Origin of the sequence: Bacillus cereus (genome assembly GCF_015071065.1) — a bacterium.
GTDB classification, from domain to species: domain Bacteria; phylum Bacillota; class Bacilli; order Bacillales; family Bacillaceae_G; genus Bacillus_A; species Bacillus_A cereus_BA.
In genome coordinates, this window is record NZ_VOVA01000004.1 from 196155 (window position 1) to 212247 (window position 16093).

The window sequence follows — 16093 nt, forward strand, 5'->3', positions numbered from 1 at the left end:
AAAAGGTATAAACAGCTTTTTGTATTTTTTTTACAAATCGCTTGAAAGTTACGTTACGTCATCTTTTATAATGAAAAAGAAGAGGTGATGGAGTTGATTTCAATTCAAGAACTAACGAGGGAAACAGGAATTACAGTAAGGACGTTACGTTATTATGATCAAATCGATTTATTAAAGCCGAGTGGAAAAACTGATGGGGGACATCGGTTATATAGCGAGAGAAATGTTGTTCGTTTGCAGCAAATTTTATTTTTAAAAGAAATGGGTTTTTCATTAAAAGAGGTTGCGAATATGTTAGTAACAGGTGAACTTAACTTAAAAGACTCGCTTGAAAAGCAACTTAGATTTGTACAGGAAGAACAAAAGAAATTTAATCGAATGGAGCGTGTATTACAGGCGGTTGTTTATTCGGTAGATGTGGAAGGAGAACTGGATTGGAAAGTTATGTTTGAACTCATTCAGCTTTCGAAACAGTCTCCTCGAATACGTGAAATATTCCAAAATGAACTGTTTTCAAAGGAAGAGCAAGATTTACTTCATAATTTGCCAAATATGAGTGAGGAAGATCCGAATGTGTTAGAGTGGGTAGATTTATTAAAGCAATTACGTAACTTTATGAAAGACGGTAAGGAAGCAACAAATGATGAGGTACAAGGGGCAACGAAGAAATTAATGCTGAAGTGTTTAGAGATGGCAAATGGTGATGAAGCATTTTTAGATAAATTGTGGGAAGTAAGAAAGTCAAAAGAAGATTCACAGAAAATGAGTATGTATCCAATTGAGGAAGAGCTTCTAGTATATATGGATGAGGCTTTTCGTATATATGACGAAAGGGAGAGGGATAAATGAGTATACTCGCAGAATATCGTTGGTATTTTTTAATTGGGGCAGAGATTGTATTTTGGTTATCGGCTATTGGTTTCTTTTTACTAAGGTACGGATTTCGCTTGAAAAAGGCGAGCTTTATTATGGGGATTGTGTTACTCGTAAATGAAGTGTTTATTTTAACTTTAGGGGTAGTGGACTATTATCAAACAGGGAAGTTCTCTAATTTTCAAATCATTACGGTAATCATTTTATTGTATGCTGTCTTTTACGGGAAAAAGGATTTGAAGAAGCTTGATATATTTGTACAAAAATTAATTGCGAAATGGCGGAATGAACCGGCGCCTATTATCGAAGAACCACTTGAAGTAACAGGTAGGGCACATGCGAAGCAGGAAATGAAAAATTGGGTATTGCATCTGGCTTTGTTTGTTGTTGTTCACATAATCTTTTTCTTCATGTATGGGTTCGTACCATTTGAGCAATGGAGAAATTGGCTAGAGTCGGGAATCGTTTTAAATAAAGCTGCAAGTCGCGTGAGCCAAGTTTGGGCGGTTATATTTTTAGTGGATACAGTAATTTCATTTTCTTATGTGATTTTCCCGAAAAAGGAGAAAGAAAAAGAAAAGCTACTTTCGTAGAGGAAAGTAGCTTCTTGTAAATTTGGTATAGTTTTTTCTAGTATATCAATAGTTTGTATAGGAGAGGATGACAGTAGGGAAAAGAGCAAGTTTTATATGTCACCCTGAAATAAGGTTTGCTGAGGAAGGAAGTATGTTCTCCTTCCTTTTTTTATGTATAACTTGTCGAAAACTTTACCGAATATCTGTTCGTTTTTTTAGGTTTTTTATAGGCATTCGTGTTAAAATAATAATACAGATTTTTTATGAGGAGGTCGGATTTCACTTGGAACATCAATTTGAAATTATCTCAGAGTATTCCCCGCAAGGTGATCAGCCGGGAGCGATAGAGAAGCTTGTAGAGGGAATTAATAGTGGAAAGAAAAAGCAAGTGTTGCTTGGAGCGACAGGAACGGGTAAGACATTTACGATTTCAAATGTCATTAAAGAAGTGCAGAAGCCAACACTTGTAATGGCTCATAATAAAACGTTAGCAGGACAGTTATATAGTGAACTGAAAGATTTCTTTCCTAACAATTCTGTTGAGTATTTTGTTAGTTATTACGATTATTATCAGCCGGAAGCGTACGTACCACATACGGATACGTTTATTGAAAAAGATGCGCAAATTAACGATGAAATTGATAAATTACGCCACTCGGCAACGTCTTCCTTATTTGAACGAGATGATGTTATTATCGTTGCGAGTGTGTCGTGCATATACGGTTTAGGTTCTCCGGAAGAATACCGCGAGTTAGTTGTTTCACTTCGAGTTGGTATGGAAAAGGACCGCAATCAATTACTTCGTGAACTTGTTGATGTACAGTATGGCCGTAATGATATTGATTTCAAGCGTGGTACATTCCGTGTGCGCGGAGATGTAGTTGAAATCTTCCCCGCATCACTTGACGAGCATTGTATTCGAATTGAATTTTTCGGGGATGAAATAGACCGTATTCGAGAAGTAAATGCATTAACGGGTGAAGTATTAGCAGAACGTGATCATGTAGCAATCTTCCCGGCATCTCACTTCGTTACACGTGAAGAAAAGCTGAAGGTCGCTATTGAAAATATTGAAAAAGAATTAGAAGAACGTTTAAAAGAATTAAATGATAACGGTAAGTTGTTAGAAGCGCAGCGTATAGAACAACGTACACGCTATGATTTAGAAATGATGCGTGAGATGGGTTTTTGTTCAGGGATTGAAAACTATTCCCGTCATTTAACACTTCGTCCAGCAGGTTCAACACCATATACACTTTTGGACTATTTTCCAGAGGATTTCTTAATTGTTATGGATGAGTCGCACGTATCGTTGCCGCAAGTAAGAGCGATGTATAACGGGGACCAAGCGCGTAAGCAAGTGCTTGTGGATCATGGATTCCGTCTGCCATCAGCTTTAGATAATAGACCGCTCACGTTTGATGAGTTTGAAGAGAAAACGAATCAAGTTATTTACGTTTCGGCAACGCCAGGACCATACGAGTTAGAGCAGTCACCGGAAGTAGTAGAACAAATTATTCGTCCAACAGGGCTTTTAGATCCACCAATTGATATACGACCAATTGAAGGACAAATAGATGATTTATTAGGAGAAATCCATGACCGGATTGCGAAAAATGAACGTGTATTAATTACGACTTTAACGAAAAAAATGTCAGAGGATTTAACGGATTACTTGAAAGATGTAGGAATTAAGGTGAACTATCTTCACTCTGAAATTAAAACGTTAGAACGTATTGAAATTATCCGGGACCTTCGCCTTGGTAAATTTGATGTACTTGTCGGTATTAACTTATTACGAGAAGGGTTAGATATTCCAGAAGTATCACTTGTAGCTATTTTAGATGCTGATAAGGAAGGATTCCTACGTTCAGAGCGTTCATTAATTCAAACAATTGGTCGTGCGGCGCGTAATGCAAACGGCCGCGTTATTATGTACGCAGATCGCATAACGAGATCAATGGGAATTGCGATTGAAGAAACGCAGCGTCGTCGTAGTATACAAGAAGCTTACAATGAAGAGCATGGTATTACGCCGAAGACGATTCAAAAAGGAGTACGTGACGCTATTCGTGCGACAACAGCAGCTGAGGATACGGAAACATATGAAGTAGCACCAGCTAAGAAGATGACGAAAAAAGAACGTGAAAATACAATTGCGAAGATGGAAGCAGAGATGAAGGAAGCAGCAAAAGCGTTAGATTTCGAGCGTGCAGCTGAATTAAGAGATTTACTATTGGAATTAAAAGCGGAAGGGTGAAAAGAGTGAGTAAAGATTTTATTGTTGTAAAAGGTGCTAGAGCGCATAATTTAAAAAATATTGACGTAACCATTCCGAGAAATCAGCTTGTTGTTGTGACGGGATTGTCTGGTTCAGGAAAATCATCGTTAGCATTCGATACGATTTATGCAGAAGGACAGCGTAGATACGTGGAATCTTTATCCGCGTATGCACGCCAGTTTTTAGGGCAAATGGATAAGCCGGATGTTGATACGATTGAAGGTTTATCTCCAGCGATTTCAATTGATCAAAAAACGACGAGTCGTAATCCTCGTTCAACGGTTGGAACGGTAACAGAGATTTATGATTATTTACGTTTATTATTCGCGCGAATTGGTACGCCGATTTGTCCGAATCATGGAATTGAAATTACATCACAAACAGTGGAACAGATGGTAGACCGCGTTCTTGAATATCCTGAACGTACGAAGTTGCAAGTGCTAGCGCCTATCGTGTCAGGGCGTAAAGGTACGCATGTGAAAGTATTAGAAGATATTAAGAAGCAAGGTTATGTTCGTGTGCGCGTTGATGGAGAGATGCTGGATGTATCTGAAGAGATTACGTTAGAAAAAAATAAGAAGCATTCAATTGAAGTTGTTATTGACCGTATTGTTGTGAAAGAAGGAATTGCAAGCCGACTTGCAGATTCACTCGAAAGTGCTTTAAAGCTTGGCGGGGGCCGAGTTTTAATCGATGTAATGGGAGAGGAAGAACTTCTATTTAGTGAACATCATGCTTGTCCACATTGTGGTTTTTCAATCGGAGAATTAGAGCCGCGTATGTTCTCGTTCAATAGTCCGTTCGGCGCGTGTCCTTCTTGTGATGGACTTGGCTCGAAGTTAGAGGTAGATTTAGAACTTGTTATTCCGAACTGGGATGTATCATTAAATGAACATGCGATTGCTCCTTGGGAACCGACAAGTTCGCAATATTACCCGCAATTATTAAAATCTGTGTGTAATCATTACGGCATCGATATGGATATGCCGGTGAAAGATATACCGAAAGATTTATTTGATAAAGTGTTGTACGGAAGCGGGGAAGAGAAGGTTTATTTCCGCTATGTGAATGAATTTGGTCAAGTGAAAGAAAATGACATTTTATTTGAGGGTGTTATTCCGAATATCGAGCGTCGTTATCGTGAGACGAGTTCTGATTATGTGCGTGAGCAAATGGAGAAATATATGGCTGAGCAAGCTTGTCCGAAGTGTAAAGGTGGACGCTTAAAGCCTGAGAGTTTAGCTGTTTTCGTTGGTGATAAAACGATTGCCGATGTAACGAAATATTCTGTTCAAGAAGTACAGGAGTTCTTCTCAACTGTTGAATTAACGGAGAAACAACAGAAAATTGCCCATTTAATTTTAAGAGAAATTCAGGAGCGCGTTGGGTTCTTAGTGAACGTCGGTTTAGATTATTTAACGTTAAGTCGTCCCGCAGGAACTTTATCGGGTGGTGAGGCGCAGCGTATTCGTTTAGCAACGCAAATTGGTTCTCGTCTTACGGGTGTACTTTACATTCTTGATGAGCCTTCTATCGGTTTGCATCAGCGTGATAATGAACGTCTTATTCGTACTTTGCAGGAAATGCGTGATTTAGGAAATACGTTAATCGTTGTTGAGCATGATGAAGATACGATGATGGCTGCTGATTATTTACTTGATATTGGACCCGGTGCAGGTATTCATGGTGGTCAAGTTGTATCAGCAGGTACACCAGCTGAAGTTATGCAAGACGAGAATTCATTAACAGGGAAATATTTAAGCGGTAAAGAGTTTATTCCGGTACCACTTGAGCGACGTAAAGGTGACGGACGTAAAGTGGAGATTGTCGGTGCGAAAGAAAATAACTTGAAAAACGCGAAAATGTCATTCCCTCTAGGAACATTTGTAGCAGTAACAGGCGTATCTGGCTCTGGAAAAAGTACGATAATTAATGAAGTACTATACAAATCGTTAGCTCAAAAGTTATATAAAGCGAAAGCGAAGCCAGGGTCTCATAAAGAAATTAAAGGTCTTGAGCAGTTAGATAAAGTTATTGATATTGATCAATCACCAATCGGGCGTACACCACGTTCCAACCCAGCAACATATACGGGTGTATTTGATGATATTCGTGATGTATTTGCGCAAACGAATGAAGCGAAAGTGCGTGGATATCAAAAAGGACGTTTCAGCTTTAACGTAAAAGGCGGCCGTTGTGAAGCGTGTCGTGGTGATGGAATTATTAAAATTGAAATGCATTTCTTACCAGACGTGTATGTTCCGTGTGAAGTTTGTCACGGTAAACGTTACAACCGTGAAACGTTAGAAGTGAAATATAAAGATAAGAATATTTCTGAAGTGTTAGGGATGACAATTGAAGATGGGGTAGAGTTCTTTGCTAATATCCCAAAAATTAAGCGTAAACTTCAAACACTTGTAGATGTAGGACTTGGTTATATGAAATTAGGACAACCAGCTACGACGTTATCAGGTGGTGAGGCGCAGCGTGTGAAATTAGCTTCTGAATTACATCGTCGTTCTACAGGGCGTACGTTATACATTTTAGATGAGCCAACGACTGGCTTACATGCACATGATATTGCACGTCTTCTAGAAGTGTTGCAACGTCTTGTTGAGAGTGGTGAGACAGTACTTGTAATTGAGCATAATTTAGATGTTATTAAAACAGCTGATTATATCATTGACCTTGGACCAGAAGGCGGAGACAAAGGCGGACAAATCGTTGCTTCCGGAACGCCAGAACAAGTAGTGAAAGAAGAATGCTCGTATACAGGTAAGTATTTAAAAGAGATTTTAGATCGTGATAAAGCAAGAATGAAAGAGAAAATAAAAGAAGTAGAGTTATCACAATAAGTTGTTAATGAAAACCGAGTGGAAATGACGCTCGGTTTTTGTTTTATAGGGGGAGAAAATGGAGTTTGTAGAGGGATTAAGGAAGAAAAATATGAGGGTTAGAGAGTTTCAAAAGTGGGGCGTATATTTTCGGAAGCGCTGGGAAGATTGTTTTGCAAATCATTTAAGCGATGAAGAAAAAGAAGACATTTTTCTTTATGGAGATAAGTATGCATGTGGTTATCTTTGGCACATATTTAGTTATGAGAAAAAGAAGTGTTCAGTAGGGACAGAAGCAGAGGATGCATTCCATAATGAAGTGAAAAAGGATTGTTATATATTCTATCAACATTGTGATGAAGTACTGTTAATAAGGGATGCGAGTTTATTATATATGGATGATATATTACGGGAGACAGACGATGCGTATAAAGGTGATGTTTATATTGTAGATAAAGATTTTACTTGGACCTTTGTGAAAACTCATGAACATAGATGGTGCGGACCGTATTTTGCAAGGGAAAACTGGTAAGATTGTTAGTAGGTATACAAGCATGAAGAATAGAATAAGTTGGTATAAGTATTTGTATGATACTTGCGTTTATTATCTATTAGCGTATGATGAAATATATATGTCAAAAGGATGTGTAACGAAATGAGATGGATTGTATCACTTCTTGTAAATAGCGTTGTGTTAATCGCTGTATCAGGACTTTTAAAAGGGATTGCACCAGATGCATTTTACGTAGCAAACATACAAACTGCAATTATTGCGAGTATTATATTGGCGATTTTAAATGTGTTCGTAAAGCCGTTTTTAATTTTAATTACGCTACCAATTACTCTTGTAACTTTCGGTTTCTTCTTAATTGTTATTAATGCGATTACGTTAAAAATAGCAGATTCATTATTAGGAGATGCTTTTAATATAACAGGTTTTGGTGTAGCGATTGTTGCGGCAATTTGTATTTCGATTTTTAATATGATAATTGAAAAGGCAATTGTTGAACCGTTATATGAAAAAAAGAGAAAATGACAAAAAGAAAAACATTTCATGATTCATATGAAATGTTTTTTTCTATTTATTAGAAACCGTGTTTCTTGTTTCCAGAAAAAAATGGTACAATATCCGATAGAATAGAATTTTACATCAAATGAGACTGAACCCGCAGCGGAGTGGAGGTTTATACATATGCCGAAAGTAAGGACAAAAGATTTAATTGAACAATTTCAGTTGGAGTTAGTAAGTGGTGAAGAAGGGATTCATCGTCCGATTGATACGAGTGATTTATCACGACCTGGAATTGAAATGGCAGGATTTTTTACATATTATCCAGCTGATCGCGTGCAGCTTCTTGGAAAAACGGAGCTTACGTTCTTTGATACGTTAACGACAGAGCAAAAGCAAGAGAGAATGAAAGCGCTTTGTACTGAAGAGACACCTTGTATTATTGTAACTCGTAATCAAGATGTGCCGGATGAGTTATTACAAGCATCACGTGAATCAGGTGTGCCTTTATTACGTTCTGCTCAAACGACGACGAGATTATCAAGTCGTTTAACAAATTATTTAGAAGGTAAGTTAGCGCCAACAACAGCTGTTCATGGTGTGTTAGTAGATATTTATGGCGTTGGTGTTTTAATTACAGGTCAAAGTGGTGTCGGGAAAAGTGAGACAGCGCTTGAACTTGTAAAGCGTGGTCACCGCCTTGTTGCGGATGATAGCGTAGAAATTCGTCAAGAAGATGAAGACACATTAGTAGGAAGCTCACCTGATTTAATTGAGCACTTATTAGAAATTCGTGGTCTAGGTATCATTAACGTAATGACGTTATTCGGTGCAGGGGCAGTACGAAATTATAAACGTATTACGCTTGTTATTAATCTTGAAATTTGGGATCAAAAGAAAAATTATGATCGCTTAGGTCTTGATGAAGAGAAGATGAAGATTATTGATACAGAACTTACGAAGATTACACTTCCAGTTCGTCCTGGTCGAAACTTGGCTGTTATTATTGAAGTAGCAGCGATGAACTTCAGATTAAAACGTATGGGAGTCAATGCAGCACAACAGTTCTCTGAACGATTAATGAGTGCGATTGAGTTAGGAAATCAAGAGTAGACTCTGGAGAGGGAGGTCATACATATGCTGTTAGGTTCTGTACCACAGCTTGACCGTATAGCAGTCCAACTTGGACCGTTCCCTGTTTATTGGTATGGGGTTATTATCGGTACAGGTGTGCTATTAGGTCTTTGGCTAGCAACTCGCGAGGGAGAAAGGCTTGGTATTCACAAAGATACATTTATCGACCTTGTATTAATCGCAGTACCAATTGCCATTCTTTTTGCGAGAATGTATTATGTCATTTTTGAATGGGAATATTATTCACAAAATCCGAGTCAAATTATTAATATTCGTCAAGGTGGTTTGGCGATTCATGGTGGTTTAATCGGGGCTGTTATTACAGGAATCCTTTTTGCGAAACGACGCGGGCTTTCATTCTGGAAGTTAGCGGATATTGCTGCGCCGAGTATTTTATTAGGACAAGCAATTGGCCGATGGGGAAACTTTATGAACCAAGAGGCGCATGGTGATGAAGTAACGAGACAGTTTTTAGAAGGTCTTCATTTACCGGATTTCATTATTAACCAAATGTACATTGATGGTGTGTATTATCACCCAACGTTTTTATATGAATCATTATGGAACTTTGCAGGTGTTATTTTACTACTCGCGTTACGAAAAGCGAATTTACGCCGTGGTGAATTATTCTTCACATATTTAATTTGGTATTCAGTGGGACGCTTCTTCGTAGAAGGTTTGCGTACAGATAGTTTAATGTTAGGACCACTTCGTATTGCACAAGTAATGTCTATTGGAATTGTTGTTATTTCTATCATTTTCATTATTGTGAGACGAAAAATGGGGCAAGCTGATAAAAGATATTTAGAAAATTAGAGAAAAGTAGCATCTTATATAAGATGCTGCTTCTTTCATATTCAGGTAATGAAAGGATTAAGGACGATGAAAATAAATACAGTGTTATTTGATTTAGATGGAACGTTAATTAATACAAATGAACTTATTATCTCTTCTTTTTTACATACGTTAAATCACTATTATTCTAATCAGTATAAGCGTGAAGATGTATTGCCATTTATCGGTCCATCTTTGCATGACACTTTTAGTAAGATTGATGCAAGTAAGGTTGAAGAGATGATTACATGTTATCGTCAATTTAATCATGAGCATCATGATGAATTAGTGGAAGAATATGAAACTGTATATGAAACGGTTCAAGAATTGAAGAAGCAAGGTTATAAAATCGGCATCGTTACAACGAAAGCGAGACAGACGGTTGAAATGGGATTAAAACTTTCGAAACTTGATCAGTTTTTTGATGTTGTCGTGACAATTGATGATGTGGAACATGTGAAACCACATCCGGAACCACTTCAAAAAGCGCTCGAATTATTAGATGCAAAGCCAGAAGAAACATTGATGGTTGGTGATAATCACCATGATATCGTCGGTGGACAAAATGCAGGTACGAAAACAGTAGCGGTTTCATGGACATTGAAAGGTAGAGCGTATTTAGAAGCGTATAAACCAGATTATGTGCTAGATAAAATGAGTGATTTACTACCGATTTTGTCCCGTATTAATGGTTAGTAAGACTCCTGCCTGTAAATGCTTGATTGAGGAGAGTTAGTAATCAGTGGGGAAAAGGGTTCCTACCGGTTAAAGTGTCACTTTATATAAGTAGAGGAGAGAGTTCAGTGCGACGGACAACGCGCTATCCTGTTTCAGGAGAAAATTCATTGTGGAATGTGTATAAAACGGTTTCTTTTTGGAAGGTAATGAAAAACTTTATTATCATCCAAATCGCACGTTACACGCCATTTTTATCCGTGAAGAATTGGTTATATCGCACGTTTTTACGGATGGAAGTAGGAAAGAAAACGTCGTTTGCACTTATGGTAACGCCAGATATTATGTTTCCAGAAAAGATTACTGTGGGAGACAATTCAATTATCGGCTATAATACAACGCTTTTAGCGCATGAATATTTAATTCGTGAGTATCGACTCGGAGAAATCGTCATAGGGAATGGAGTTATGATTGGAGCGAATACGACAGTTTTACCAGGTGTGACGATTGGAGATGGTGCTATCGTTTCTGCAGGCACACTTGTCCATAAAGATATACCAGGCGGTGCTTTCGTAGGTGGGAATCCGATGCGTATTATTTATACGAAAGAGGAAATGGCCACTAGAGAAGGTTGATGTTAAAAATGTAACATTTCCCTTCTCTTTTTATGAATAAAAAGGAAATATTTGATTATAATATACTGTTTTGTTTTTTACGGAATCGTTTATACTTATAGATAGAAGAATGTGTGAACGAAGAAAACAAAAAACTGGAGGATATATGGGGAAAAATCAAAGAATATATAAGGAGAACGGACAAGTTATCTCTTTTAATCAGTTAGCGGACTTCTTTTATAAAAAAGGGATGAGGGCTTATAAAGGGCAAAAATTGCAAGATGCAATTAAATATTTTCGAAGAGCAGCACAAAGCGAGAAGGAGCCGTTTATTTTATGCCAACTAGCAATAGCATTATCTGAATCTGGTGAATATCAAGAGTCGAATCAGATATTTCTAAAGCTTGTTAGATCCAATCCTGAACTTGAGCAATGCTATTATTTTATTGCAAATAATTATGCATATATGGGCTTGTTTCAACAGGCGAAGAAGTATGCAGAGCGATATTTAGAAGTTGCGGAAGAGAAGGAATTCGTAGAAGATACATTAGAATTGCTTGAGATTATGGAAGAAGAAGCAATGGGTGCGGAAGAGATTGAGGATGAAGATGAGCTAATTGTTATGCAAGAAGAAGCGAACCGCTACATTCGTAACGGACAATTAGAAGAGGCGATTGCTACACTAGAAGTTGTTACGAAAGAATATCCAGAATTTTGGTCGGGCCATAATAATTTAGCGATTGCACATTTTCAATCAGGTAATGTAGATCAAGCGCTTAAGTTAACAGAAATGATTTTAGAGAAAAATCCTGGTAATATGCATGCGCTTTGTAATACGCTTATTTTTCTATATTCAATTGGAGAACATAAGCAAGTAGAGTCATTAGCAGGGCAGTTAGTTTCGGTATATCCAATTTCATTTGAGCATCGTTTGAAACTTGGAACAACACTTGCAACAATTGGTCATTTTGAACCTGCATATAAATGGTTCAAAGTATTAAAGCGTCAAGGGTACGAAGGAGACGTTAGTTTTTATTACTGGTTTGCATACTCAGCGTATATGGTGAAGGAACAGCAAGTAGCTGAAAAGATGTGGCAACATGTTGTAGAATTGCATCCTGATAAAAAAGGAAAAGAACCGTGGAATGCACTGAATTTAGCAGATGAAGGACAAAATCTTTTATTTGAAGAGTTACGAAAATCATTTCAGCAAAGTACGACGCTAGAAGAGAAAATGCTAGCTTTATATTTAATGAATGAATTGTCAACACCAGAGAAGGTTGGATTCTTCTTTGATGTAACGCAAGCGAAAAATGGTGTTCCAATCGTATCGCAACTTGCAAAATATTTCTTTTTACTTAATAGTCATAAAAGCATCCCAGCTGATTTACAGCAATTTGAACAGTGCGTACGAATCGCGGATGCATTATACAATTATACGAAAAAAGACGATGAATTAATCGAAGAGTGTTTAAATTTTTGGTTTTGTACGTTCATACGTTTATATACATCTGGAGCGACTTTTACAAATGTGTACGGTTGGTCAGCGGCAATTGAATACATTGTGCGCGGCGAACAAAGAAATAAGATGACACAGGCAGAGCTTGGCGATGTATATAATGTATCTGTAGCGACTGTACGAAAGTATGTGCAGGCTGTTAAGCGCACGCACACGTAGGGTAGGCAAATCATTGGGAAAAAAATGATGCTAACAGTATAATGAGGGTAACTTAATGTGTATGAATGAATGGGAGTGAATAGTGTGTCAGAAGAAAAAATTTATGATGTCATTATTATTGGTGCAGGACCGGCTGGTATGACAGCTGCGGTATATACATCTCGTGCGAATTTAAGCACACTGATGCTTGAGCGTGGTATTCCAGGTGGACAAATGGCCAATACAGAAGATGTAGAGAACTATCCAGGTTATGAGTCTATTTTAGGACCAGACTTATCAAATAAAATGTTTGAGCATGCGAAGAAATTTGGTGCTGAATATGCATACGGTGATGTGAAAGAAATCATCGATGGTAAAGAGTACAAAACAATTATTGCTGGTAAAAAAGAATATAAAGCACGTGCAATTATCGTTGCAAGCGGTGCAGAGTATAAAAAAATTGGTGTGCCAGGTGAAACAGAACTTGGCGGCCGCGGTGTATCATATTGTGCAGTATGTGATGGTGCATTCTTTAAAGGAAAAGAACTTGTTGTTATTGGCGGCGGAGATTCTGCTGTTGAAGAGGGTGTGTTCTTAACACGCTTCGCATCAAAAGTAACAATCGTTCACCGTCGTGACACTCTTCGTGCACAGAAAATTTTACAAGATCGTGCTTTCCAAAATGAGAAAGTAGATTTCATTTGGAATCACACTATAAAAGAAATTAACGATGCAAATGGTAAAGTAGGAAGTGTAACACTTGTAGATGTAAACAGTGGAGAAGAACAAGAAGTTAAAACTGACGGCGTTTTCATATACATCGGTATGTTACCACTATCAAAACCGTTTGTTGAGCTAGGTATTACAAATGAAAATGGTTATTTTGAAACGAACGAGCGTATGGAAACGAAAGTTCCTGGTATTTTCGCAGCTGGTGATGTTCGTGAAAAAATGCTTCGTCAAATTGTAACTGCAACAGGCGATGGTAGTATTGCAGCGCAGAGTGCACAGCACTATGTAGAAGAGTTATTAGAAGAATTAAAAACTGTAACAGAAAAATAAGGGTATTTTTCCTTTTGAGAAGAAAGCTACCGGTAGGTAGCTTTCTTTTTTGTTCAAATGTCAAACTTTTGTCAAAAATAATTAAGAATATGATGTTTCTTATTGTTATACTAGAATTTACGGAAAAAATCACTATAAGAAATGAGGAATTTATTCAGTATGGAATGGCGTAATATATATCGTGGATTTTGTATGGGCGTTAGTGATTTAATTCCTGGTGTGAGCGGCGGAACAATCGCTGTTGTGTTAGGGATTTATGAACAATTACTCGCAGCAATTAGCGGATTCTTTAGTCGTGAATGGAAAAAACATTTAGCATTTTTAATACCACTTGCAGCTGGTGTAGCAGCAGCTTTTCTAACGTTAAGTCACGTTATTAAATATTTATTAGCAAATCATTATGAACCGACTCAATTTTTCTTCCTCGGTTTAATTATTAGTATATTACCGATGTTAATGAGAGAAGCTGATGCAAAGGCAACGTTTAAAGGTGGTCATATTGTCCTGTTAATAATTGCAGCAATTCTTGTTGCAATAACAGTATTCTTTAAACCCGATAAAGCAGCGGATCCAATTACGACGTTAACAATTTTAAATGCAATTGGTTTATTTTTCGCAGGATGGATGGCTAGTATGGCTATGCTTCTTCCTGGAATTAGTGGATCGTTTATTTTATTAATTATTGGTGTGTACCCAACAGCAATTAACGCTTTAACTACACTCAATTTACCGTTAATCGCGGTTATCGGTGCCGGCGTGATGGCCGGATTTGTTGTAAGTAGTAAAGGAATTAGTTATTTGTTAGATCGTTATAAAAGTATGACATTTGCGGCAATTATTGGGCTTGTTATCGGGTCGATTGTCATTGTGTTCCCTGGTATTCCGACTGGTGGAATTTCAATTGTAAGTTCAATTATTACTTTTATGTTAGGATTTGCGGTTGTTACTTATTTTGGTAAGAAATAAAAGCTTTTCGTCCCCTTAACGGTAAAATCGTTAAGGGGATTTTTATGTGCTATTCAGTAGGAAGTAAGGCATTTTGATTGCTTGTTATAGAAAGAATTTTTACAATTGCTTATCGAAAGGGAACTGGCACCTTCGTTGTAGCAAACTGTTTTTGATAGTATAATGAAATGAGTATGCAGTGAGAAATTTTGCTGCAAGTAGCTGAGGTGAAGAAACATGCAAAGAGTGACAAACTGTGTGTTAATTAGAGATAATGAAGTACTCTTACTCCAAAAACCTCGCCGAAATTGGTGGGTTGCACCGGGCGGGAAAATGGAGCGTGGTGAGACAGTAAGAGATTCCGTTGTTCGCGAGTATCGTGAGGAAACAGGTATTTATTTAAAGAACCCAGCGTTAAAAGGGGTCTTCACATTTGTCATCCAAGAAGGTGATAAAGTTGTTTCTGAATGGATGATGTTCTCCTTTTTAGCAACAGATTTTGCAGGAGAAAACAAATTAGAGAGCGAAGAAGGCATCATTGGTTGGCATACATTTGATAAAATTGATGATTTAGCAATGGCACCAGGAGATTATCACATTATTGATTATTTAATTAAAGGGAATGGTATAATCTACGGTACATTTGTATATACCCCAGATTTTGAGTTGCTTTCATATCGATTAGATCCGAGTTAAACCCGCAAGGAGAGGATACGATGACAGAGAATAATGATATAAAAATGGTAATTATTACAGGGATGTCTGGAGCTGGAAAAACGGTAGCATTACAAAGTTTTGAAGATTTAGGATATTTTTGTGTAGATAATTTACCGCCGATGTTATTGCCGAAGTTTATTGAACTTATGGCAGATTCACAAGGGAAAATGAATAAAGTAGCACTCGGTATTGATTTACGTGGCCGAGAGTTTTTTGAACATTTATGGGGAGCGCTTGATGATTTATCAGAACGTACGTGGATTATTCCTCATATTTTATTTTTAGATGCGAAAGATAGCACACTTGTAACTCGCTATAAAGAAACGAGACGTTCGCATCCACTTGCGCAAACTGGCTTGCCGTTAAAGGGAATTGAAGCGGAGCGTAGTTTGTTAACTGACATGAAGGCACGAGCGAATATTGTGCTTGATACATCTGATTTGAAACCGAAAGAATTACGAGAAAAAATTGTTCACTTATTCTCAACAGAAACTGAGCAAGCATTCCGTGTAAATGTCATGTCATTTGGATTTAAGTACGGTATTCCAATTGATGCTGATTTAGTATTTGATGTTCGTTTTTTACCAAATCCATACTACATTCCACATATGAAGCCATTAACAGGACTGGATGAAGAAGTTTCGTCGTATGTGTTGAAATTTAATGAAACACATAAGTTTTTAGAGAAATTGACGGATCTTATCACTTTCATGCTGCCTCATTATAAAAGAGAAGGTAAGAGTCAACTTGTAATTGCGATTGGATGTACAGGTGGGCAACACCGTTCTGTTACGCTTACAGAATACCTTGGGAAACATTTGAAACCAGAGTATAGCGTTCATGTATCTCATCGTGATGTGGAGAAGAGAAAGGGCCATTAAGG

The 16093-nt window shown here is 37.5% G+C and carries 15 protein-coding genes; all 15 read left to right on the forward strand.

Features of this window, described 5'->3' with window-relative positions:
* Positions 1-87: 87 nt before the first annotated feature.
* Complete coding sequence (locus FT637_RS14245; protein WP_193646865.1) at positions 88-849, forward strand: MerR family transcriptional regulator; 762 nt, start codon at positions 88-90, stop codon at positions 847-849.
* Positions 846-1466: a hypothetical protein gene (locus FT637_RS14250; protein ID WP_193646866.1), complete on the forward strand. Its 621-nt coding sequence runs from the start codon at positions 846-848 to the stop codon at positions 1464-1466. The genes FT637_RS14245 and FT637_RS14250 overlap by 4 nt, the downstream gene beginning before the upstream one ends.
* A gap of 265 nt (positions 1467-1731) precedes the next feature.
* The gene (gene uvrB / locus FT637_RS14255) at positions 1732-3708 is read left to right on the forward strand and encodes an excinuclease ABC subunit B (protein WP_193646867.1); all 1977 of its coding nucleotides are present in this window, start codon (positions 1732-1734) and stop codon (positions 3706-3708) included.
* A 5-nt stretch (positions 3709-3713) separates the two neighbouring features.
* Positions 3714-6584 carry an excinuclease ABC subunit UvrA gene (uvrA, locus tag FT637_RS14260; RefSeq protein ID WP_193646868.1) on the forward strand — a complete coding sequence of 957 codons (2871 nt, stop codon included), beginning with the start codon at positions 3714-3716 and terminating at the stop codon, positions 6582-6584.
* Positions 6585-6642: 58 nt separating this feature from the next.
* Positions 6643-7095 (forward strand): DUF4275 family protein, encoded by a 453-nt coding sequence (locus FT637_RS14265; protein WP_193646869.1) that lies wholly within the window; start codon positions 6643-6645, stop codon positions 7093-7095.
* A gap of 123 nt (positions 7096-7218) precedes the next feature.
* On the forward strand, positions 7219-7599 hold the full coding sequence (locus tag FT637_RS14270; RefSeq protein ID WP_193646870.1) for a phage holin family protein: 381 nt from the start codon (positions 7219-7221) through the stop codon (positions 7597-7599).
* A gap of 156 nt (positions 7600-7755) precedes the next feature.
* Positions 7756-8685, forward strand: a complete 930-nt coding sequence (gene hprK, locus FT637_RS14275; RefSeq protein WP_002016091.1) for an HPr(Ser) kinase/phosphatase — start codon at positions 7756-7758, stop codon at positions 8683-8685.
* A 24-nt stretch (positions 8686-8709) separates the two neighbouring features.
* Entirely contained in the window at positions 8710-9522 is an 813-nt protein-coding gene (gene lgt, locus FT637_RS14280) for a prolipoprotein diacylglyceryl transferase (RefSeq protein WP_000924228.1), read from the forward strand.
* 66 nt (positions 9523-9588) lie between these two features.
* A complete protein-coding gene (ppaX, locus tag FT637_RS14285; protein ID WP_002112826.1) occupies positions 9589-10236 on the forward strand; it encodes a pyrophosphatase PpaX in 648 nt (215 codons plus the stop codon).
* 107 nt (positions 10237-10343) lie between these two features.
* On the forward strand, positions 10344-10850 hold the full coding sequence (locus FT637_RS14290) for an acyltransferase (RefSeq protein ID WP_193646871.1): 507 nt from the start codon (positions 10344-10346) through the stop codon (positions 10848-10850).
* A gap of 145 nt (positions 10851-10995) precedes the next feature.
* Positions 10996-12507 (forward strand): tetratricopeptide repeat protein, encoded by a 1512-nt coding sequence (locus tag FT637_RS14295; RefSeq protein ID WP_193646872.1) that lies wholly within the window; start codon positions 10996-10998, stop codon positions 12505-12507.
* Positions 12508-12591: 84 nt separating this feature from the next.
* On the forward strand, positions 12592-13548 hold the full coding sequence (gene trxB, locus FT637_RS14300; protein WP_193646873.1) for a thioredoxin-disulfide reductase: 957 nt from the start codon (positions 12592-12594) through the stop codon (positions 13546-13548).
* Positions 13549-13707: 159 nt separating this feature from the next.
* Complete coding sequence (locus tag FT637_RS14305; protein WP_193646874.1) at positions 13708-14514, forward strand: DUF368 domain-containing protein; 807 nt, start codon at positions 13708-13710, stop codon at positions 14512-14514.
* 216 nt (positions 14515-14730) lie between these two features.
* Positions 14731-15189 carry an NUDIX hydrolase gene (locus FT637_RS14310; protein ID WP_001190080.1) on the forward strand — a complete coding sequence of 153 codons (459 nt, stop codon included), beginning with the start codon at positions 14731-14733 and terminating at the stop codon, positions 15187-15189.
* A gap of 20 nt (positions 15190-15209) precedes the next feature.
* Positions 15210-16091 carry an RNase adapter RapZ gene (gene rapZ, locus FT637_RS14315; protein ID WP_193646875.1) on the forward strand — a complete coding sequence of 294 codons (882 nt, stop codon included), beginning with the start codon at positions 15210-15212 and terminating at the stop codon, positions 16089-16091.
* Positions 16092-16093: the final 2 nt, after the last annotated feature.